Genomic DNA, 20,459 nt, shown 5'->3' with positions numbered 1-20,459 from the left:
CTGTCGGGATCCAACAAAATCCCCCTTCCCCAAGGGTATGTTAGGGGTACTGCGATTTCCCGGTCAGGAGCGCGTACCCCTATGCCACGTCTAGCGATCCCCCTCAGCGACCTGCAATGCCGCACGGCCAAAACCCGCGAACGCGCCTACAAACTGTTCGACGGCGGCGGCATGTACCTTTTCGTCAAACCCAATGGCGTGAAGACCTGGCGCTTGAAGTACACCAAGCCCAACGGCAAGGAAGGTACGCTCATCATCGGCAATTACCCCATAGTTACCCTTTCAGTCGCACGGCGTAAGCGAGACGAAGCCAAGGCATTACTGCTCGACAACCTCGACCCAATGGAAGAAAAGAAGAAGGCCAAGATCGTAGCCCAGCGGGCGGCACTGCTTTTCGAAACCGTTGCCCTAGAGTGGCACGCTGATATGTCCCGCCGCTGGACCGAAGGCCACGCAAAAACCGTAATGAGCCGACTGCGCACCCACGTCTTCCCGCTGATCGGCCAACGCCCCATCGCTGAACTCGATACCCATGACCTGCTAGAAATCACCCAGCGCATCAAGGAACGCGGCACCATGGATGTGGCGTTAAGGGTACAGAACTACTTATCCACCATCATGCGCGGGGCCAAAAGAGCCCGGCAGATCACCATGAATCCTGCACTGGATCTGGCAGGCTCGATTCACGCGCCGCGCACAGTCCATCGCCCGGCCCTCTCCCTCAACCGCCTACCCGAACTGCTACACCGTATCGACAACTACAACGGCCGCGAACTGACGCGCCTTGCCGTCCTGTTGACGTTGCATGTATTTGTCCGCTCCAGCGAACTGCGTTTCGCTCGATGGAGTGAGTTCGACCTCCAACGCGCCATGTGGGAAATCCCCGATACACGCGCACCGATTGAAGGGGTACGCAACTCCACACGCGGGACCAAGATGAACGGCGACATTCAAATGGTTCCGTTATCGCCGCAGGTCATCGAAATACTGGAGCGCCTGCGCAGCCTCAGTCGTTTTTCAGAGTTAGTGCTACCGGGAGACCACAAGTACTGGAAGCCCATGTCCGAGAACACGGTGAACACCATGCTCCGCAACGTCGGCTATGACACCAGCAAGGAGGTGTGCGGCCACGGCTTCAGGACCATGGCCTGTAGCGCCCTGCTTGAGTCCGGGTTATGGACCGACGCAGCCATCGAACGGCAAATGAGTCACAAGGAACGCAACCGCGTGCGCGCCGCGTATATCCACAAAGCTGAATTTCTGGAGCAGCGCCGGCTGATCATGGCGTGGTGGAGCAACTACATCGACGCCAACCGCCATGGTCATGTGACGCCCCACGAATTCGCTCACCCAGTCGGCAACAACATCACCGCCCTACAAAATAGCCGTGGCGCATCCAAACGTGGGTAAGCCTTTGAGATCACCGCCGTCCGCCCTTCCACGCGGGTCCATCCAAGCGGGGCTGCAAAGCCGCCCTGCTTGGATGGACCTCATTTAAAAAATCTAAAACCCATGCAAACTGTCTGTGGAAAACTACTGATTTCCACTGGTGGATAATTTCATCCACAGCCGCAGAATCCCCGAAAATTCGAGCCTTGACCCGAATTATCCACAGGCGTAGAAAAGATCGGGCAAAGCGCTGTCGTCGACAGCAACCCAGGTAGCCAGAACCTTTGAGGCTACGCCACACCGTGGTGGTTCTCCCAAAGTGCGATTAGCGTCCGGCGGCTCGCACAGTCACTCACCGAGTGATGGATGCCTACTTCAGATCATTGCCATTGCGGCAAATACATCCCCCTACCCAGCTGCCCTGCAGCAACCTATCCGCGTGGCCATTTCACTGCGCCAACCTGCGCCCGTCTCTTTCTTCTGGAAAGAGACGGGCGCTCCTACCGCTGCTGCAGCCCAACTCGTACAAGGCTTTGCGGCATTCCCCTCGTGACAATCGGCGTGACAAACACCGAAGTCACCAGCAACAGCAATGCAGATAATGGTGCCGCAGCCCAAGGAATGGACTGTACCTGACTGACAGTCAGGCATGCCCCGGTCATCGCTTCACTGCCTTCACCCGACTCAGGATCTCGCGGCGCTGGTCTCGTCAGCCAGCGCAGCCTCCACCCGCCCACTTCTTCGGAAGTGCTCAGGAGGCCAGATCATGAGATGCCCAAGCTCCCGGTCGTAAAGAGCCGCCAGTCCCGCGTTAGTGGACAACCCTCACAGGTCGCAGGGGCCTTGATCCCTGATAACACTCAACATTCTTGGCGGGATGACGTGGGGAAAGCTTCAAAGATTTGGCTTCGACAGGAATTTGATCATGGCACTGGTAGGTAAACGTGACGGGCGCAATTTTGGCTATGGCCGGCAACTGAGTTATGCCGGGCCACAGGCGCTACGTGATCTGTTTGGCGGCGGGCATTACGGGACGGTCAAAGCACACAGTGATCGTTGGCTGGCGTTTGTACGCTGGTGTCGGTCGGAGGATGGCCCGGGAATTAATGACGCACGGCAGATTGATCGGCAGACCTTGCTGGATTACGCGGAGCATCTGCGTCACCTGGTTGAGCGCAGCGATCTCACCATCGCCACTGCGCAAAACCGATTGTCCAGCGTCAATCGGACCCTGGCAGCGCTTCGCGGTGATCAATATGTGAAAGTACCGAGTCCGAGCAAGGCGCTAGGAATGCGGCGCACCAGTGTTCGTCGTTCGGTGCCGCAAGGCCAAGACCGCGAACATGTGAAGAGGGTCGTAGAGGTGCTTTGCGCACACCAGCAGCCGCGTGCCGCGGCCATCGCTCAATTAGCGCGAGCCACCGGCATGCGCTTACGTGAGGCCATTTTGGCCGACCTTCCGCGCTTAAAACGTGAGGCCGAACAATACGGCAAGATCAACATCCAGGATGGCACCAAGGGGGGCCGCTCAGGTGCCTCGGCACCTCGCTGGATCAGGGCGGATGATCATATTCGCGAGGCGCTGAGATTCGCCGAACAGGTCTCACCCGACGGTAGCCGCAACCTACTTGCACCGAACGAAACCTACCTCGATTTCCAACGGGGAATCGTTCGTCCTGCACGGGACATCCTCCATCAGTACAACCTCAAAGGCTTCCACGAATTGCGGGCAGCCTATGCGTGCGAACGCTATGAGCAAATCACCCACCATCCCGCCCCCATCAACGGTGGCCATTGCTATCAACTCGACCGACGTCTCGATCAGGAAGCCCGAGTACAAATCAGCTATGAGCTGGGGCACAACCGTATCGTCGTGGTGGCCGCTTACATTGGTGGTCGCGCATGAGCACGGTATTCGATATGGATCTGTTCCTGACGGGTGTCCTGACCGGGTCGCATACCACGCGCCAACGCCACCTGCGTCAGGCGAAGGCCATCCAAACAGCGATCGCTGAGCGCTGGCAACGCGACAATCCATGGACTTGGCAGAGAAAACACCTTGCGTGGTTTTTGAATCACCACCTAAACCAGCACACTCAATCGACGCGCTATTACTATTTGCTGACCATGCAATTACTCACTCATCGCTTAGGAAAATCCTGGCAGTTCAACCTCTAAACGAAGGTCAGAAAACGGCCAAAAGCAGCCTGTGGACAAACTAGTGGCAAATCGGTAGCGTCGACCTGTTGCGCTGAATCTTTACTGCCCACAGATAATCTTTTGAGAAGCAAGAATGAGCAAGCCAGGTGATGACCTTGAAAAGATTGTAGAGATAATTGAGCGCTCTATCTCACCTACAGCACGAATAGAACAAAACGTATTTCTTCCGGTGTTGACTTCAACGCAAGGCCACACTGCTCAGTGTGACATTGTGATAAGAAATGGATCGCCTCCCAGAGAGACACTTACAATTGTAGAAGTACAAGATCGCAACTCTAAAGTCGACATCAATACCTTCCGTGGCTGGCTAGGAAAAATTGAAGATGTTGGAGCTCAACATCTTATATGTGTTTCTAGAAAAGACTTTGCTTCCAGCATCAAGGAGAAAGCTGGACAATCCGGCTCGAAAATATTTCTTGTCACATTAAAGGATCTATCGCCGGAAAGGATTCCACTAGATTTTATAAAGTTTATCTTCCTGTATCATCATATAAACATCAAAAACATTCGCAGCATAAGGCCGTATGTTGGGCCAGGCCAAATTGCAAAGCTAGGGCTAAAGCCACTACAGCATGAGCTTGGTGACAAGATATGGTCCCTAGACAAAATAAACATGATTTCATTATTGGATATATGCAGGCTTTCAGTTAGAGACAAGCAAGATTTACTTAACTCAGCGACCAGCGAAGATGGCGTGGGAAAGGCATCATTTAGTAATGCTGGCGAAGATACCCTTTACTATTATTATGATGACGAATTTGTACGTCTTGGTCTGGATTGCGAGTTTGAATGGGAATCCGAGCATGCCGAGATCCCAATGTCTGTCGCCTCCTATGAGCAAGATCAACATGGCGCATTGGCATGGCTTTTTGAAGTGGCTCATAATAGTAAAAGTGGCATGATCTCAGTGAAACTTCCTGTGGTTAAGTTAGAGAACGGAAATTATGAAGTCCTCGACAGCATTATAAATTCTCAACATGAGTACGCCTTCGAAATAATACCGAAATTAAGCAGCTAGCAAGCACGCATAACAAACGGTTCAAGTCGTTCGCTTCACTCACTGGGACCGCGTTCCGCGCGCCCCTTAGCTTAATCACTAGGAATCCAAGGAGACTCCATGGATATCGTATCAACAATCAACAACTCCATCTCCATAGTGAGCAGGCTTCGCGACATATCTAAAAATCTGTCGGAAGCGGAGTTCAAAAATTTACTAGCAGATCTATCGAACGAGCTTGCTGACGCGAAGCTTCAAATTGCAGACCTAAAAACCCAGCTTGCAAATCAAACAGAAAATTTACGAGCTTTAAAGGCCGCAAGTCCAGAGAGCAAGCAGAAGCCCTCCATCAAATGGGGCTGCTATAAATTTGAAGGCGAAGAAGGTCTATACTGCTCCGCGTGCTATGATTCAAAAAACAAAAAGAGCCTAACCAACAGAGTAAATACAAAGAGTCGCTCATGCCCTGTATGTAAAGCAGTAATTGGTTCATGATCCCTAACAAACGGTTCAAGGCCGTTCGCTTCTCTCACTCGGGACGGGCTAAAGCCCGCCCCTTTACCAAGCGTTAGCCAGGGAAAATAGATGGAATTTGATATTAATGTCTTTGCCAAGCTGCTGGCGCCAGCTCTTACAGCCATAGTTGGCTTAATTGTTAAGAGCTACCTTGAGGCAAGGCCAAAACTTATAACCTATCTTGTTCATTCCTCAGCAATACCTCTACATGATGAAAAAAACACGAACGTCAATACTCACAGCATTGTCGTGCGCAATGCAGGGAAGAGAACTGCGCACAATGTACGCATTGGTCATTACTTCTTGCCGGCTTTTCAAATTCACCCTCAACTTGCACATGAAATCATCAGAGGCAAAGATAACTCAGCCGAGATAGTTATTCCCACCCTAGTTCCTGGCGAGCAGATAAGTATTTCTTACTTGTATTTTCCTCCTAGCTTATGGAGTCAAATTCACTCTCACTGCAAGTCAGATGAAATGGCGGCAAAGTACATAAATATTACTCCCGCCATTCAGCCAAGCAAACTTCAGCTCGCTGTAGTTTGGGGGCTGATGTTTGTTGGAGCATCAACTTTGCTTTATTGGTCTATTTACTGGTTGTTGGTATGGGTGCAGAAATCTGCCTAATAAGTCGAGCCTTCGCCGGAACAGCGGAGTCTGTTCGACGATCACAACAACTCGTCGCGCCGGCTGCTCATCCGTCGGTGGATTTCTGAAACCGAAGGTTTGCCGCCTGACACTGAGTGCTGGATCGGACCGTGACCTTGTTCGGCAGGGGTGCATAACCATATGGACAACGCCTCTATCAGCGCAGAGGCTTCGCTGAAGTGGTCACTGCCGGGGCAGAACATCAAAACGGCCATGGTCAGTTACCTCGATGTACCCGGATCATATTTTCTGAACATTAGGGGGCGATAGCCGTATCCCTGACTGGATTTAACACCATCACTCCATCTAACTCTCAATGTTTAACTGGTCGCCAGCCCCAAGCCACCTAACTGAGGGTGGCGACAGGCAGAAATCGGCCAATAGCGGTCGTTAGCACCTTGTAAAGTTAGTGGAGTGCAAAAGGTGGGCTATAGACATTTCTACGAAGTAGTTATGCCTGATAATTTTTACCGAAATGGGGTAGTAATATGTCGCGACAAATCTTAGCATCGGAACTATGAGGTTCCGCTTGCAACCAAAAATTAACTTTTCCTAAAATAGAATCTAGGTAAAACGGGTCTTTGATTTTTTCTTGTGACACATGAGAGAGAAAGCCATATCGCTCGATATAGTGCACCGCCTGCTTTATGGAGCGCCGGAGCTCTCTAGTAATTCTAAGTTTGTCAGCAGCAACTGACAGGCCTGTAACAATTTTTTTGTTTTTGTTTATCATTAATCTAGTTTTTGTAGCATTCACTACAAGCCCATAATCACTCACTATAGATTCTATAAGTGCGGGCAGTTTGTTCGAGATGTAGCCACCTGAAAAGGTCATATCATCAGCGTAACGGGTATATTTCAAGTTGCTCTTGGATGCTAATTTGGCCAGTCGTTCGTCCAACCCATGCAGCAGAATATTCGTAAGGTAGGGGCTTGTAGACGCGCCCTGAACCAAGCAGCCCTTGTTGCAACATAAAGACGCCAGTGCGTATGACACGCCGTGCGAATAACCAAGCCCTGAGAAAAGATTTATTACCCAACCAATTCCTATTGATGGGAAAAAGTCTTTTAGATCCATCTTAAGCAAAACTTTGCAGTTAAGATGGGGGCTTGCGTTAGTGAAAATTGATCGTTTAGGAATGTAGCCGTGCGCGTTATCATGAACGGCGCAGTTGAGAAGGATATTTTGGTAGATCCAATCCTGGCATTGAAGAAGACTGGGGTAGGGGGCATGTATAGTACGATTACCGCCAGTTCTTTTTTTAATAGTGAACTCCCTATAAAATCTGGGGGTTCCGTTTATCATTGCCTGGATGGTTAAATACTCTATTCCAAGCAACAGGGATAAGTGCTCAACCTCGAATATGATTGGAGAGTTAGATGCTGTAAGTGACTTTATTTGATCAAGGTATTGATCTATTGTCTTTTGAGGGATTCCGCGACTTAAAAAAAAGTGCTTCCATTCATTTATTATTTTCATAATAAGCCCACAGATGGCTACCTTCTAGACTTGCGCTCTAAACCGCGAGGCGTGCGGAAGTGGGCGAAGCCCGCTTTTGTGCGCCTTGCGGTTTGCGGAAACGCGAAGCGTTGTAGCATTGCAGCCACTGGTATGCTTCACCGCCAGTGGTTGCAATATCGGTTATCGGACACCTTAACCTAGGGAGCGACTGCACTCCAACGTACTAGCCTCTGTGGGCGAAGGTGAGAATACAGAAATTCAAACAAAAAAACAAATTCTATTATGTCCTAGGTCATTGATCTAGTAGATAGATGTTAGGCACGTAGAAGTCGTCAACTCGAATTTTGCGACCTTTCATTTCGCTAGGGACTTGTCGCCAGCTTTTTCGGCCTGATAGCACCCTTCCGGAACCTGCTAAAAATACTTCTCTTCCTGCCGGACTTAAGTGAATAAGAGAGTCGTGTTCAACTATTAATTTCTTTGCAGCTAGAGCGCTGAACACCTTGAAGAATATTTCGCCAGAGAGCTTGCTGCGTTTTAATATTGTATATGGTTGCAAGCCGGATAATGACTCCTGCAAAACTTTCATTATCACAAAGTCTGCACGAAGCATGCTGGGCGTAGTGTATTTAATCATGCATCCCTCATAGCTCTGTGAAGCATGGTTTTTCGTTTTTGATTGTCAATATAAAATGGCCACCAAAAAATAGGAAATACGCTATTCGGAGTATTCGCAGCCTCTCGACAGTAAGCGGCCTGAGCGCCGTTGTACCCAAGCTTTGGCAGCTTTATGCCTTCATAATCTTGGGAAAGACCTGATTCTAAATCATCCATCAAGGATCGGTATTGAGCCGCAACCTCTTCCGGAAAACATCCATCAATGGCCTTTTTAATTATGAGTTGAGCAGAGATTTCGATTCCAGCCGCCCTAACTGCCTCAACACCGTGAAGAGTTGAAACTAACACTTTGAAAGCAATCGAAAAATCGGCCACACCTGCATTAGTGAAAACACTTGTTAGCTCTTTATAGCGCCCTATGACGGTCTGGCCTGAACCAACAAAGTCATCAATAATATAGATTTTTTTACGCCCAGTGCGTTTAAAGTTTTTTAGAGCCCCGCCAAACGTATTCACACCGCAAAAGCTATGCCACTCCCTTTTGGTGAAAATATATTTTAAGTTATATAAAAGCTCTTGCGAGCTGTCTGGGCCAGAGTCAGCTGCCATTGCTACTATCTGAGCGTTATCCTCGTAACCAGCTTCGGACATAACTTCTTCAGCTAACGAGTTTAATTTCTCGCTATACTCTTGAGCTGATAGATAGGAGAAGTTGTCAAGGATTTTTATTAGCATCTCGCGGGAATTGGCGCATTTGCATTCCTCGTATAGCACATGGCTGAGCTCGGAAGTTTTATCTCCAATCCAAGGCTGGCGAGCAATGAGATTTAATATGGTATTGAAGTTTTCTTTTGTGTCCATGGGGTCGTGTCTGTTGAGCTTCGAGCCTATAGGCCGAGATTTTGCACGTTTCCATGCCGGCTGCTGGAATATAGACGGGTGGCAGCGTGCTATCAAGGCCAATGACTTCAATGTCTATTTCGCTGCGATATGCAAGCGGAGCACGAACGCGTGCCGTGTAGCCTCTCTCAGCCCTGGGAGCCATTCGCGAATGGCAGCTTCTGGCCGTCTGCTGCCTGTCGCCACGGCAGCTTTTGGCGGATTCCTACCTATTCTCGACGGAGGGGATGATCAACAACGTTCGAATTCGGGAGGTTTACCATTCCGTATGCGGCTCTGAATTACTTGCAGACGGACAACGTGCTGACATCTAAAAAATCCCGAGTTCGATTCCACCGAACGCCATAACTAGCTGATTTATTTATAGTTACTAGTTGGGGTACGCCGAGTTTTCCAGCGAACTCCAGACGCCCGAAAAACCTAGTCTCGCCGAAACATACCGTTCGTCTGGTGCCGCACCATACAAAACAAAGCCTCCACAGAAATGTGGGGGCTTTGTTGTTTCTGGTATCCCAGAAATCCAACAGCTACAAACAGCCCCAGTCGATACCGTCTTATCCCCCGCGCCAAATCTGACTGACCGGTTACAATTTCACTTCAGCGCGACGTTGACGATCTCCTCCAGCAACCTAAAATGCGTCCAATACACCCGCCAAGCCTAGGTTGACCCAGTCAACAAGCTCAAATCGTGCGGGTTTTCTTTGCCTGGAGAAAGCTACATGAGGCCATCCGACAAACCGGCCCTCAGCGTAGAACAGCAATTGGAGCAAGGTTGCACTCAATGGTTTTGAAGATAGTGGTTAGATCTCTAACTAAATGTTTGCGCCTCTATAAAGGCTTAACTCAATGACTTGGCCTTCGCTAGGTCTTTGAGACATATCAGGATGCGCTACAACATCCGAGCGTGGGAAGTCCACAATTCCAGCTCTTAGTTTCATCCAGATCCACAGTAAAAAAATCACATTCACCAGGATAAATAGAACCACAGGAATCGGTCATCATGGATGCAGAAACAATTATAAAAACCCTTACTGCGGTAATAGGCGTACTAGGGGTAGCCAAAATAATCTACGAGCTTTCCGCAGGAAGCAAGCTTAGACTAAGAGATGAATATAGGTTCGCCAAAGAGTTCCTCTGGGATATTAACCAAACCCCAAAACCACATCCTCTAGCCATAGAGCGTGGATATTATGCTGTTGCAGGAACATCATCAATAAAAGCATCGGAAATAGCTCACTTAATCTCGCTTGCGAGCCCCGACAAAAGTCTTAAAGACTATGTCTTAGCCAGAAAATATGTAGTACTTAGTGAACAAAATCACAAAATTGAATTCCGAAAAAAGTATAGTGATAAATGGTCACGCAACTGGCGGAAAACATTATACCTGACAGTATATTTTCTAGCCTCATTGCTGGCTGTTTCACCTTTGATACTAGCAAAGCCATTAAATCTTGAGCCTAAATTCATGTTGGTTACATTGGTAACTGCCCCATGCTTTGGCTTTTTTGCTTTTGACACTCTTCGAAGCTTTATTAAAATAATGCGCGGAGAAGCACTAATTAACATGCAAGAAAAGCACACCCCACTAATACTCATGAAGAACGAACCTAAAAGTAAGAAAACCTAGTCCCGCCGAAATCTACCGTTCGTCTGGTGCCGCACCATACAAAACGAAGCCCCTGCAGAAATGCAGGGGCTTCGTTGTTTCCGGGCTTTGAAAAATCGCGTTCAGTGTCCCGCGCTCTGACCACCGTCCACGTGCAGGATTTCGCCAGTAACGAACTTGGCGCCGTCCAGATACACGACCGCTTGTGCAATATCATCGATCTCGCCCATGTGCCCGACCGGGTGCAGATTGCCCAGTGCGGCGTGGGTTTCTTCGCCGTGCATCGGGGTCTTGATGATGCCCGGGCTGACGGCGTTCACCCGGATCCCGCGCTTGGCGTATTCGATGGCCAGGGATTTGGTTGCCGCGTTGAGGCCGCCCTTGGTCAGTGAAGCCAACACCGATGGCACGCCGTCGATGGCGTGGTCCACCAGGCTGGTGGTGATGTTGACGACGTGGCCGCTGCCTTGCTTTTCCATCTCGGCGATGGCGAGTTGGGTGATGTAGAAGAAGCCATTGACGTTCACCGACAACACATTGGCGTAGTCTTCTGCGGTGTACGCGGTGAACGGCTTGGCGATGAAGATCCCGGCGTTGTTGACCAGGGTGTCGATGCGACCGAAACGGGACATCGCTTCACGGATGACGCGCTGGGCGGTTTCCGGTTCGCCGATGTCACCAGCCACGGTGTGAATGTCCGGATCGGTGGATGGTTTGATCGAGCGCGATGTGGCGACGATCCGGTAACCGAGTTCACGAAAGGCTTTGACCATACCGTCGCCGAGACCTTGGGATGCGCCGGTGATTACGATGACTTTTTTCGAAATGCTCATGATGAAGACCTCTGACAATAAAAAGTGGGGTAGAAATCTGTAATCAGGCTTCGGCCGGGGCGTTCGCCATTTGCCGCAACATTTGTTCGTAGTACCCGACCGATTGCGAACCGGACACCAGGTGGCGACCATTCAGCACCATGGCCGGGACCGAGTTGATGCCGTGCTGGCGGTAATAGCTTTCAAGCTCACGCACTTCGTTGGCGAATGCGTCAGACGCCAGCACCTCTCTCGCCCCTGTCGCATCCAGCCCCGCTTCAGTCGCCAGGCGCACCAGCGTCGAGTGATCACTCGGGTTCTGGCCTTCGCTGAAGTAGGCCTGTAGCAGCACCTTCTTCAACTCGACTTGCCGCCCTTCCTGCAACGCCCACAGCAACAAACGGTGCGCATCGAAGGTGTTGTAGAAGTGCGTGCGCTTCTCCAGATCGAACTTGAAGCCAATGGCCTCGCCGCGAGCGATTTGCATGGCCTTGCCGGCGGCGACGTCGTCGGCCGTTCTCCCGTACTTACGCATCAAGTGCTCGACCGCTTGCTCACCTTCGGCCGGCATGTCCGGGTTCAACTCGAACGGCTTGTAGGTCAGCTCGACCGAGACTTCCCCGGCCACGTTCTCGATCGCCTGCTCCAGCGCCGTCGCCCCCAGTGCGCACCAGGGGCACACCACATCGGAGATGAAATCGATGGTGACGGAGGACGTCATGACTGCCCCTCCGCCTCGGCCAGCTGCTTGCGGTACTGGGTGGTGGTGATGCCGGCGTAACCCCAGTTATCGGTGTCGACTTCCTCGATCACGATGTGGGTCAGGTCAGGGCGTTTATTGAGCACGCGTTCCAGTGTTTCAGTGATCTCGGCAATCACCTGAGCTTTCTGCTCAGTGGTAACGCCATCGCGGGTGATGCGTACGGTTACGAAAGGCATGAGGGAAACTCCAGTGACCTTCCCGTCGGGATGATGGGAGAGGCGTTGGAGATGAATGTATGGGGTTGGTGGGAGGGGATAAAGGTGGGGGCGGGAACTTCATTCGTTACATGGTGTAATGAATAAAGGAAAAGGCATGCAAAGTACTGGCGCCCATCGAGAGACCTGCCGAGTTTCTCTCGGCGATGTGTTGAGAAGGGAGTTTGCCTTCTTAGCTAAATCGCTTGAAGGTCACGCAATGCCTCAGGATGCTGACTCGCCACACGCAATAGTGTCTGCGCCGCTCCCGTCGGTTGCCGCCGCCCCTGCTCCCAATCCTGCAACGTTCGCAAACTGACTCCAATCAGCTTGGCGAATGCACTTTGAGACACACCGACTTTTGCCCGCGCTTCAGCTGCCGCAGACAACGGCACCTCAGTCACACGAGCGGCTTTGCCTGCTTTCATTTGACGCACAGAGTCCAGCAAGTCCTGCTGGAATTGCTCCAGTTCATTGACCATTGCTGATTTCCTCCTTCAGTTGCTTGAGGAAGGCTGCGGGTAAATTGTCGAACTTCGCCTTGGTGTAGGCGATTAACAACCAGATTGAGCCTTCAGAAAGCGTGTTGTAGTAAATGACACGGGTACCGCCTCGTTTGCCCATCCCGCTACGGGACCAACGGACCTTGCGTAGACCGCCGCTGCCAGGAACCACGTCGCCGGCCAACGGATTAGCCGCCAGCCAGGTAATGAATTCATGACGTTCGCCATCGTCCCAGATGGATTCAGCATAACGCTTGAAAATTTCGGTTTCGATAATCGTGAACATGGACCTAACTATACGGCATTGCCGTATATTCGAGCAATCGATTTGAAGTACTAGACGTGTCGCAATTTTCCACTTTTTGCGACACGTCTTCCGAACATGTCGCCGCGGACAACACGTTCGAAAGACGTGTTACCGAAATCGAGTTTCGGCGACATGAGCAAGTCAACAGCACAAAAAAGCCCCGAACCAGTCGGGGCTTTTCTTTTCTCAGCCGGTGATCAGGCCTCGAAACCACAACCCATCATCAAAAGATATTGATCGGGTAATCCACAAACACACGCACTTCGTTGCCGCTGACGTTGTACTCGCTCGACTTCTGCGACACGCGCAGGACCGAGCTGCGCAGTTTCACGCTGAGGTCTTTGGCCGGGCCGCTTTGGACGACGTATTTGATCTGGTTGAAGATCTCGCGCTCGGTGCCGCCTTCGCTGGTGGAGGTGGTGATGTTGTCGCCGCGCACATAGGCCACGTTGTAGCTCAGGCCCGGTACACCGAAGGTGCTGAAGTCCAGGCCGTAGCCCAGTTGCCAGCTGCGTTCGTCTTCGGCGTTGAAGTCGGACCAGTAGGAGTTCGCCAGGTAGATGGTGTTGCCACCGTCGCCGATGCGACCCTGGTCTTTCTGGTAACCGCCGTAGGCGTAGCCCAGGTTGCTGTCGCCCGTGCTGCGCTGGTGCGCGAGGGTGAACGAGTGCGGGCCGGTGATGAAGGTGGCCGCCAGGCTCCAGATCTTGTTGTCGTCGCCGGTGATACCGTTTTCGCCGACGTAGGAGTCTTCCAGCTTGGTGCGGTAGCCGTTGAAGTCCAGGGTCAGGGACTGATCCTTGTCGATCGGGAACACGTAGTTGGCGTTCACGTATTGCTTCTTCAGCACGTCTTCGACGTCGGAAGCGTACAGCGCGGCCTTGAATTGCTCGGTGAACTGGTAGCTACCGCCCAGTACGTTGATCGATTTCAAGCCACCGCTGTCACGGCCTTCGGCGCTTTTGCGCGATTCGGCGGTGAAGCGCCCGGCGTCCAGTTGCAGGCCTTTGATCTCTTTGGAGGTGATCAAGGTGCCGGTGTAGCTTTCCGGCAGCAGGCGCGAGTTGTCGTAGTTCAGCACCGGCAGGGCCGGCATCTGGTCGCCGTAGGTCAGGGTGGTGCTGGACAGGCGGAACTTGATTGCTGCGCCGCCCTTGGACAGATCGTCCGCCGGCTGGCCACTGTCGCCCTTCTTGAAGAAATCGATGCCTTGCGCGCCGCTACGCTCTTCGCTGCGCTCCAGATTCAGTGCGTACAGCCCGAAAGCGTCCACACCCACACCGACGGTGCCTTGGGTAAAGCCGGACGAGAACGTGCCGATGGCCGCCTGGCCCCACTCGGACTTATCCGGGTTGCCGTCTTTGTAGTCACGGTTCATGTAGGCGTTGCGCAGCAGCACTTTGAGGCTGCTGTCTTCAACAAAACCCTTGGATTCGGCCTGGTCGTTCGCCATGGCCTGTGTCGCACTCCACATCCCCAGAGCGATCAGGCTGATTCGCTTGTTCAACATTTTGTTCTTTTCCTTATTTCCGGTTGATACGCGCTGTGTCGAACGGCCGAAACGGCGCTATCGCGCTCTTTTTTCATGACGAAAACAAAAAGGCCCGCCCACGATTTATCGCGGCGGGCCTTTTTATAATTTTTGATCGTGGCGGTCGGCCACAGGCGTTGGGCCGAATCGTAGCTGCGCCCTTAACGATGTGTCAATTTCATGAATCGTCTGAAAACAGGCGAAAACCGTCTAAGAAATTGCTTTACGCGGCAGGAATATTCAATCCGTGCAGCCATCGAGGCCACAGGCTGCTACGGAAATGGATGATCCCTGATCGGGCAGCGACTGACTCAGCCACTGCGTAAATGCCTGGGGTTTGCCCAGCCATGGCCCGATATCGATCAGGGTGAATTGGTCATCGTGCTCAAGCGCCAGGGTCGGAAAACCCTGCCCGCCGACCTTGGCCAATAGAGCCCGGCTGTTCCTGATATGGTCTTCGGTGTCGGCCGCCCTGAAGGCTTTTTCGAAGGCTTCGCGGTCCAGCCCCATACCGTGGGCAAGTTCAAACAGTACTGACTCGTCGGCGATGCGGCGCCCCTCCACGTAGTGAGCACTTTGCAAACGCCCCAGTAACTCCAGCCCGCGACCGGTCATTTGCTCGGCAGCCAGTACCGCAGCGATGGGTGGCGCCGAGTCGAACACGGCGGTGTGATCACGCAGCAAACCTTCGAAATAAGTTTCACCGAACGGCTGCCCGCTGTATTCGGCGATGCGCCGGTCGTGGGGCATGACGTAATTGCGCAGTTGGGGCGAAACCTTTTGCCGATTGGCCCCCGTCATCATGCCGCCACCGTGGGCAATCACGGGCAGCACAGCCTGGGCGGCCTGCAGCAGCGGTTTGGCGCCGTAGCACCAACCGCACAAGGGGTCGTAGATGTAATGCAGGATCATGGGAGAGCTCCGACAGAAATTCAGGAAAATTCGATGTCGGCAGGTTAGTGCCGCAGCAACCCCGGAAAAACGCCGGATTGGCTTTCAGTCTGTTGCTTGAATCGGTCGAATGGTTGCGTCTCAAACCCTGTGGGATCGTGGTGATTGCAGGAATCTGCGGGCAAAAAAAAGCGCTGCCATCCCGGCAGCGCTTTTTTTGTTCAATCCGTTGTTTTTCTTCTTATCCTTCCATTACATCCCACAACGCATCCAGTTCCGCCTCGCTGAATAAACCAGCAGGGTAACGCTCGATCATCGTCCGGCGCGGATCAGTTTCGCTGATCTGACGCATTCCATTGGACTTGAACCAGTGCGCCAGGATCTGGAGCGATTCGCTGTTTACTGCCAGGGGATGCAACGCCTTGTCGCTCACTACGTTCACTTCGGCGTTCATTTCAGCGCTCTCTCCCGGTTTGTGAGCGGCTAACTTATCCAAGGTTTATGACAGAACATCGAAGTCCTCCCCCTCCCCGAGTTACAACAGCAGAGATACAAGAGCTGTGCCAAGGTCTCTGAAGTGTGTCCTTGTATATACAAAAAAGCCCGCAGGCCTGTAGGGCCGCGGGCTCCGTGCAACGCTGGTGGCTTATCGACAGCCTGAGGAATTTTGCAATCAACTCAAGCTGTTACGACCTAACTCACTCCTTGTGCGGCGCGGGTTGTTGCTGGGTAAGGCAGTGAATATTGCCGCCCCCCAGTAACAGTTCGCGACCAGGCACCATCACCACTTCATGCTGTGGGAACAGGTTCTGCAAGATCTCCTTTGCCGGGCCATCCTGCGGGTCGTCAAAGCACGGCGCGATGATGCCGCCGTTGACGATCAGGAAGTTCACATAGGAACCGGCCAGACGAACAGTAGGATTACGTTCCTGCGTACCATCGACCGGATCGACACCGGCGCACTCTTCCTCGGTCGCAAACAGCGGGCCCGGGATCGGCATCTTATGCACCGTGAACGGGCGGCCCTTGGCGTCGGTGCTGCCTTGCAGCACTTTCATCGCCGACTGGCAGCGCGGGTAGTTCGGGTCCTGCGGATCATCGGTCCAGGCCAGCAGCACTTCACCCGGGCGCACGTAGCAGCAGAAGTTATCCACATGACCATCGGTTTCATCGTTGAACAAGCCATCCGGCAACCAGATGATTTTATCCACAGCCAGGTTTGCACTCAGCACCGCTTCGATTTCTGCGCGATTCATGTGCGGATTGCGATTGCGATTGAGCAGGCATTCCTCGGTGGTGATCAGGGTGCCTTCGCCGTCGACGTGAATCGAACCGCCTTCCAGCACGAAGCCTTCGGTGCAGTAGCGCGGGCTGCGCTCGATCTCAAGGATCTTGCCGCCGACCTGCGAGTCACGGTTCCATGGCGAATACAGGCCGCCGTCGAAGCCGCCCCACGAATTGAAGTCCCAGTTCACGCCACGGACTTCACCCTTGTTATTGATGACAAAGGTCGGGCCGGTGTCGCGGACCCAGGCGTCGTCACTGGACATTTCCACCACACGAATATTCGGCACGTCCAGACGGGCACGGGCGTTTTCGTACTGGCCGGCGGAAACCGCCACGGTCACCGGTTCGAAACGGGCGATGGCCTTGGCCACTGCCACGTGGGCGGCTTGTGCTGGTTTGCCACCCAGACGCCAGTTGTCCGGGCGCTCGGGCCAGATCATCCAGGTCTGGGTTTGGGGTGCCCATTCGGCTGGCATGTAGAAGCCGTCGGCGCGAGGGGAGCTGTTCAACGTGGTCATGGCTCAGGACTCCGGAGTGACATTGATACCTGACAGAAATGGAAGCGCATTGATACACGCCGTGGACTGGCCACTTTATATCCGATAAATATCGGCTTTTAAAGCACCTTACATCCAGAGTTACAAAAACAACCGATCGAAAGCCGATATCAATCGAACTAGCACTACCACCCCTGTGGGAGCGAGCTTGCTCGCGATGAGGCCATTCCAGTCACATACTTTTCGACTGAAAGACCGCTATTGCGAGCAGGCTCGCTCCCACAGGGGGATGTGTTTACAGCCCTTCCGCGAGCACCTTCGACAGCATGTCCACGAAGAAATCCACGCTCTGGCGCGAAGTCACCATCGGCGGCTTGATCTTGAGGATGTTCAGGTAATCGCCGGTCGGCTGCATGAAGATCCCCAGTTCACGCAAACGGTCGCACAGTGCGGTGGTTTCTTCGGTGGCTGGCTCCAGGGTTTCGCGGTTGCGTATCAGTTCGACGCCCAGATAGAAACCGGAACCGTGCACCGCGCCCACTAACGGATGAATATCGATCAACGCTTCGAGGCGCTTCTTGAAGTGCCCGCCTACGACCTGGGCGTTCTCCCAGAGCTTTTCCTCGTGCATCACATCCAGCACGGCCATGCCAACCTGGCAACTGACCGGGCTACCGCCGGCGGACGAGAAGAAGTAACCCTCGGCCTCCAGCGCCTCGGCGATTTCCCGGCGGGTGATGACCGCGCCCAGTGGCTGGCCGTTGCCCATGCCCTTGGCCATGGTGATGATGTCCGGCACCACGCCCTGCTCTTCGAAGCCCCAGAAGAAATCGCCCATGCGCCCGTAGCCCACCTGCACTTCGTCGGCGATGCACACGCCGCCCCGAGCCCGGACCATTGCATAGACTTGTTTCAAATAGCCTGGTGGCAGCGAGATACCGCCGGCATTGCCGTACACCGGTTCGCAGATGAAACCGGCCAGTTGGCGATTCTGCTCGGCGATTTTCGCCAGGTTGTGTTCGACGCTGCGCACATAATCCGGTGCGCTGTCGGGGCCACGGAATTCACCGCGATAGGTGTTTGGCGCGGTCACCGGGTGCACCCAGTCCGGGCGGCTGCTCAACGCCTTGGGGTTGTCGGCGATCGAGGTCGACACCGAATCCGCACCCACGGTCCAGCCGTGGTAGGCCTCCAGCACACTGAGCATGTCGCGGCCGCTGCTGTAGGCCCACGCCAGGCGAATCGCCAGGTCGTTGGCTTCGCTGCCGCTGTTGACCAGGAACACGCGATCCATGCCGTCAGGGGACAGCTTCAGCAAACGTTCGGAGAACTCGGCCACGGCAGCGTAGTTGAAGCGCGAGTTGGTGTTGAGCAATGACCACTGGCGGCTGGCGACGGCGGCCATGCGTGGATGGCCGTGACCCAGCACCGCGACATTGTTGAGCATGTCGAGGTAGGAACGGCCCTGCATGTCGATCAAATGGTTGCGCCAGCCGCGTTCGATGCGCGGCGGGTCGACGTAGTAGTGTTTTTGCGTGCGGGCGAAGCTGGCATCGCGCCGGGCCAGCAGGGTCGGGCCGTCGAGCTCGGCTTCGGCGTCACAGGCCAGCCCCAGCAACGCTGCCGGCGAAGGGCACAATGCTTGCCAGGCCGCCGCGCGCGAAGGTGTACAGAACAACGGCGCATTGATCGACGCGCCACGGCACAACTGCACGATCAATGGCCCGCTGACCGAGCCCAGTACCTGGCCTTTGACCAGGGCTGCGCCGCTGTGCAGAGACGGCCTGACACCCCAAAGCCGCACACTCAGTTGCGGGCCGTCCAATTGCAGCACGCCCACCGATGGGTGATGCACCACCCCGGCAAACGGCGCTTCGACCGCTGTGCCCTGAGGCACACGCAACTCGACGTGCAACGGGCAAGTGTCCGGTTCAGCGGCGCTGTCCGGGCGGGTGTGGGACAGGCGGTATTGCCCGTAACGACTGGCCGCCAGGCCATGTGCCACGGCCGCTTCATCCAGCAGGCGCTGATCGACGCCCTCCTGCTCCCAGTTCCCCGCTTCGAAATGCGGACTGAGCACGCCCAGGTCGATCAAGGCGAACTCACGCCCCACCAGGCTCGGCAACAGCGGCGCGAAGCCTTCGCTGCCGATGGTGGGCAGGTTCTGGCCGACGGCGGTGAGGATCGCCGCTTCCATCAGCGCCAACGGCACCGACGTGGCCACACGGAAGATTTCCCACTCATGGACCAGGTTATCGCGGCTGTAGGCATTGCCCGGATCGATGCTGACCTGCTGTTCGCCGCTGAGCACCAACACCGCCGCACGGGCGACGATCAGCGGCCACAACGCCAGCAGTTCTTCGTGTTGCAACGGGTTGACCGCGTGATACGCCTGGATTGCCGGCAAAATGCAGAACGGATCGCCCTCGCCATGATGCAGCAGCGCGGCGCAGGTCACCGACAGATCGGTAATGCGCCAGGTGCGCACCAGGTCGCCGAAATCGATCACGCCTTGCAACTGCCAATGGCGCTGCGCATCGCGCTGCCACACCACGTTGTCGTCGGTGATGTCCATGTGAATGGCCTGCACCGGCAGTTTGTCCTGTAGCGGCTGCAAATGCCGCTCGGCTTGCCCGGACGCTTCGACGATGAGTTTGCGCTTGGCTTCATCCTTGATCACCGGCAGCAAATGCGCGATCAGGGCGTGAGCATGGCGGGCGTCCCATTGCAGGGTTCGCACCAGCCCCGGATGGTCGAAATCCGCCAGGGCCAGGTCCATTTCACCGCACAGGCGCCCGAAGCCGGACACCACCGTCGGGTTGAAATGGCCGAGGCTCGTCAGCGGCTGGCCTTCGATGTAGTCGAGCAGGCGAACGTGTACCGCCTGGCCGTCCACGTCCAGCGACAGCAGGTCTGCACCGTTTTTCGCCGCGATAACATGCGGCACCTGTACATCCGGGTGCTCGCCCAGATGCTTGAGCCCGGCGTGTTGTGCCTGAATCTCCAGTACCGAGTAGTCGCCACGGCAGATTTTCAGGACGAAACGTCCCCGCTCGCTGTCGACGCGGTAGTTCAGGTCTTGCTGGCTGCCAAGGGCCTGCAACCTGCCGCTGAGCCCGTAATGTTCTTCCAGCAGCCCTAGCGCTTGCTCCACAGACACCTGCGGGCTGGGCAAACTGGCGCGATGAATCAACGTGGCGAGCGGCATACAACGACCCCTGAAATTTTATTAGGCGCCTATATCGCCACTGGTTCGGGCGATACGCAACCCCCCCACTGCCGGCGCCGGTCGTTTGTCGGGGCGGTATTGAGCGTTTT

20 protein-coding genes are annotated in these 20,459 nt (G+C 54.2%); 7 read left to right on the top strand and 13 right to left on the bottom strand.

What is annotated here, in order from left to right:
• Window positions 1–81 precede the first annotated feature (81 nt).
• From VC35_RS14055 to VC35_RS14035, 6 genes are all read left to right on the top strand, one after another.
• Window positions 82–1,410: a tyrosine-type recombinase/integrase gene (locus VC35_RS14055; protein ID WP_046040838.1), complete on the top strand. Its 1,329-nt coding sequence runs from the start codon at window positions 82–84 to the stop codon at window positions 1,408–1,410.
• Between the two features lie 904 nt (window positions 1,411–2,314).
• On the top strand, window positions 2,315–3,295 hold the full coding sequence (locus VC35_RS14050) for an integrase domain-containing protein (protein ID WP_046040837.1): 981 nt from the start codon (window positions 2,315–2,317) through the stop codon (window positions 3,293–3,295).
• A complete protein-coding gene (locus tag VC35_RS14045) occupies window positions 3,292–3,567 on the top strand; it encodes a hypothetical protein (protein ID WP_046040835.1) in 276 nt (91 codons plus the stop codon). The genes VC35_RS14050 and VC35_RS14045 overlap by 4 nt, the downstream gene beginning before the upstream one ends.
• Before the next feature lie 115 nt (window positions 3,568–3,682).
• Complete coding sequence (locus tag VC35_RS14040; protein ID WP_046040834.1) at window positions 3,683–4,627, top strand: hypothetical protein; 945 nt, start codon at window positions 3,683–3,685, stop codon at window positions 4,625–4,627.
• A 99-nt stretch (window positions 4,628–4,726) separates the two neighbouring features.
• Window positions 4,727–5,101: a hypothetical protein gene (locus VC35_RS29530; protein WP_038978441.1), complete on the top strand. Its 375-nt coding sequence runs from the start codon at window positions 4,727–4,729 to the stop codon at window positions 5,099–5,101.
• Between the two features lie 90 nt (window positions 5,102–5,191).
• Window positions 5,192–5,749 carry a hypothetical protein gene (locus VC35_RS14035; RefSeq protein ID WP_038978440.1) on the top strand — a complete coding sequence of 186 codons (558 nt, stop codon included), beginning with the start codon at window positions 5,192–5,194 and terminating at the stop codon, window positions 5,747–5,749.
• Window positions 5,750–6,221: 472 nt separating this feature from the next.
• On the opposite strand, the gene VC35_RS28920 is transcribed toward VC35_RS14035, so the two are convergent.
• The 3 genes from VC35_RS28920 to VC35_RS14030 all read right to left on the bottom strand — a co-directional run bounded on the left by VC35_RS28920 (window position 6,222) and on the right by VC35_RS14030 (window position 8,711).
• A complete protein-coding gene (locus tag VC35_RS28920) occupies window positions 6,222–7,076 on the bottom strand; it encodes a reverse transcriptase family protein (RefSeq protein WP_223465571.1) in 855 nt (284 codons plus the stop codon).
• Window positions 7,077–7,524: 448 nt separating this feature from the next.
• Window positions 7,525–7,869, bottom strand: a complete 345-nt coding sequence (locus VC35_RS29525; RefSeq protein WP_185754785.1) for a hypothetical protein — start codon at window positions 7,867–7,869, stop codon at window positions 7,525–7,527.
• The gene (locus tag VC35_RS14030) at window positions 7,866–8,711 is read right to left on the bottom strand and encodes a phosphoribosyltransferase-like protein (RefSeq protein WP_046040833.1); all 846 of its coding nucleotides are present in this window, start codon (window positions 8,709–8,711) and stop codon (window positions 7,866–7,868) included. Before VC35_RS14030 ends, VC35_RS29525 begins: the two co-directional genes overlap by 4 nt.
• 1,039 nt (window positions 8,712–9,750) lie before the next feature.
• On the opposite strand from VC35_RS14030, the gene VC35_RS29520 reads away from it, so the two are divergent.
• A complete protein-coding gene (locus tag VC35_RS29520; protein WP_185754784.1) occupies window positions 9,751–10,377 on the top strand; it encodes a hypothetical protein in 627 nt (208 codons plus the stop codon).
• A gap of 101 nt (window positions 10,378–10,478) precedes the next feature.
• On the opposite strand, the gene VC35_RS14025 is transcribed toward VC35_RS29520, so the two are convergent.
• From VC35_RS14025 to VC35_RS13980, 10 genes are all read right to left on the bottom strand, one after another.
• Window positions 10,479–11,189 (bottom strand): SDR family NAD(P)-dependent oxidoreductase, encoded by a 711-nt coding sequence (locus tag VC35_RS14025; RefSeq protein ID WP_046040831.1) that lies wholly within the window; start codon window positions 11,187–11,189, stop codon window positions 10,479–10,481.
• A gap of 43 nt (window positions 11,190–11,232) precedes the next feature.
• The gene (locus tag VC35_RS14020; protein ID WP_046040829.1) at window positions 11,233–11,889 is read right to left on the bottom strand and encodes a DsbA family oxidoreductase; all 657 of its coding nucleotides are present in this window, start codon (window positions 11,887–11,889) and stop codon (window positions 11,233–11,235) included.
• Complete coding sequence (locus VC35_RS14015) at window positions 11,886–12,107, bottom strand: tautomerase family protein (RefSeq protein WP_008046542.1); 222 nt, start codon at window positions 12,105–12,107, stop codon at window positions 11,886–11,888. Before VC35_RS14015 ends, VC35_RS14020 begins: the two co-directional genes overlap by 4 nt.
• A gap of 215 nt (window positions 12,108–12,322) precedes the next feature.
• On the bottom strand, window positions 12,323–12,607 hold the full coding sequence (locus VC35_RS14010; protein ID WP_008003166.1) for a helix-turn-helix domain-containing protein: 285 nt from the start codon (window positions 12,605–12,607) through the stop codon (window positions 12,323–12,325).
• Window positions 12,597–12,914 carry a hypothetical protein gene (locus VC35_RS14005; RefSeq protein ID WP_046040827.1) on the bottom strand — a complete coding sequence of 106 codons (318 nt, stop codon included), beginning with the start codon at window positions 12,912–12,914 and terminating at the stop codon, window positions 12,597–12,599. Before VC35_RS14005 ends, VC35_RS14010 begins: the two co-directional genes overlap by 11 nt.
• 244 nt (window positions 12,915–13,158) lie before the next feature.
• Entirely contained in the window at window positions 13,159–14,445 is a 1,287-nt protein-coding gene (locus VC35_RS14000; protein WP_046040826.1) for an OprD family porin, read from the bottom strand.
• Window positions 14,446–14,706: 261 nt separating this feature from the next.
• A complete protein-coding gene (locus VC35_RS13995) occupies window positions 14,707–15,378 on the bottom strand; it encodes a DsbA family protein (protein WP_046040824.1) in 672 nt (223 codons plus the stop codon).
• A gap of 220 nt (window positions 15,379–15,598) precedes the next feature.
• Complete coding sequence (locus VC35_RS13990) at window positions 15,599–15,811, bottom strand: hypothetical protein (protein WP_007972820.1); 213 nt, start codon at window positions 15,809–15,811, stop codon at window positions 15,599–15,601.
• A 244-nt stretch (window positions 15,812–16,055) separates the two neighbouring features.
• Complete coding sequence (gene aguA / locus VC35_RS13985; RefSeq protein ID WP_046040822.1) at window positions 16,056–17,162, bottom strand: agmatine deiminase; 1,107 nt, start codon at window positions 17,160–17,162, stop codon at window positions 16,056–16,058.
• Between the two features lie 274 nt (window positions 17,163–17,436).
• Window positions 17,437–20,349, bottom strand: coding sequence for an aminotransferase (locus VC35_RS13980; protein WP_046040821.1), 2,913 nt, complete (start codon window positions 20,347–20,349; stop codon window positions 17,437–17,439).
• Window positions 20,350–20,459: the final 110 nt, after the last annotated feature.

Source organism: Pseudomonas fluorescens (assembly GCF_000967965.1).
Lineage (GTDB): Bacteria > Pseudomonadota > Gammaproteobacteria > Pseudomonadales > Pseudomonadaceae > Aquipseudomonas > Aquipseudomonas grandcourensis.
Note: the sequence above shows the minus strand (reverse complement) of the source record. Positions and strands in the feature narration are given on the sequence as shown.

Bases quoted from the DNA above. Each gene is read 5' to 3' on its own strand.
- VC35_RS14055 (WP_046040838.1), top strand. From the start codon at position 82: ATGCCACGTCTAGCGATCCCCCTCAGCGACCTGCAATGCCGCACGGCC.
- VC35_RS14050 (WP_046040837.1), top strand. From the start codon at position 2,315: ATGGCACTGGTAGGTAAACGTGACGGGCGCAATTTTGGCTATGGCCGG.
- VC35_RS14045 (WP_046040835.1), top strand. From the start codon at position 3,292: ATGAGCACGGTATTCGATATGGATCTGTTCCTGACGGGTGTCCTGACC.
- VC35_RS14040 (WP_046040834.1), top strand. From the start codon at position 3,683: ATGAGCAAGCCAGGTGATGACCTTGAAAAGATTGTAGAGATAATTGAG.
- VC35_RS29530 (WP_038978441.1), top strand. From the start codon at position 4,727: ATGGATATCGTATCAACAATCAACAACTCCATCTCCATAGTGAGCAGG.
- VC35_RS14035 (WP_038978440.1), top strand. From the start codon at position 5,192: ATGGAATTTGATATTAATGTCTTTGCCAAGCTGCTGGCGCCAGCTCTT.
- VC35_RS28920 (WP_223465571.1), bottom strand. From the start codon at position 7,076: ATGATAAACGGAACCCCCAGATTTTATAGGGAGTTCACTATTAAAAAA.
- VC35_RS29525 (WP_185754785.1), bottom strand. From the start codon at position 7,869: ATGATTAAATACACTACGCCCAGCATGCTTCGTGCAGACTTTGTGATA.
- VC35_RS14030 (WP_046040833.1), bottom strand. From the start codon at position 8,711: ATGGACACAAAAGAAAACTTCAATACCATATTAAATCTCATTGCTCGC.
- VC35_RS29520 (WP_185754784.1), top strand. From the start codon at position 9,751: ATGGATGCAGAAACAATTATAAAAACCCTTACTGCGGTAATAGGCGTA.
- VC35_RS14025 (WP_046040831.1), bottom strand. From the start codon at position 11,189: ATGAGCATTTCGAAAAAAGTCATCGTAATCACCGGCGCATCCCAAGGT.
- VC35_RS14020 (WP_046040829.1), bottom strand. From the start codon at position 11,889: ATGACGTCCTCCGTCACCATCGATTTCATCTCCGATGTGGTGTGCCCC.
- VC35_RS14015 (WP_008046542.1), bottom strand. From the start codon at position 12,107: ATGCCTTTCGTAACCGTACGCATCACCCGCGATGGCGTTACCACTGAG.
- VC35_RS14010 (WP_008003166.1), bottom strand. From the start codon at position 12,607: ATGGTCAATGAACTGGAGCAATTCCAGCAGGACTTGCTGGACTCTGTG.
- VC35_RS14005 (WP_046040827.1), bottom strand. From the start codon at position 12,914: ATGTTCACGATTATCGAAACCGAAATTTTCAAGCGTTATGCTGAATCC.
- VC35_RS14000 (WP_046040826.1), bottom strand. From the start codon at position 14,445: ATGTTGAACAAGCGAATCAGCCTGATCGCTCTGGGGATGTGGAGTGCG.
- VC35_RS13995 (WP_046040824.1), bottom strand. From the start codon at position 15,378: ATGATCCTGCATTACATCTACGACCCCTTGTGCGGTTGGTGCTACGGC.
- VC35_RS13990 (WP_007972820.1), bottom strand. From the start codon at position 15,811: ATGAACGCCGAAGTGAACGTAGTGAGCGACAAGGCGTTGCATCCCCTG.
- aguA (WP_046040822.1), bottom strand. From the start codon at position 17,162: ATGACCACGTTGAACAGCTCCCCTCGCGCCGACGGCTTCTACATGCCA.
- VC35_RS13980 (WP_046040821.1), bottom strand. From the start codon at position 20,349: ATGCCGCTCGCCACGTTGATTCATCGCGCCAGTTTGCCCAGCCCGCAG.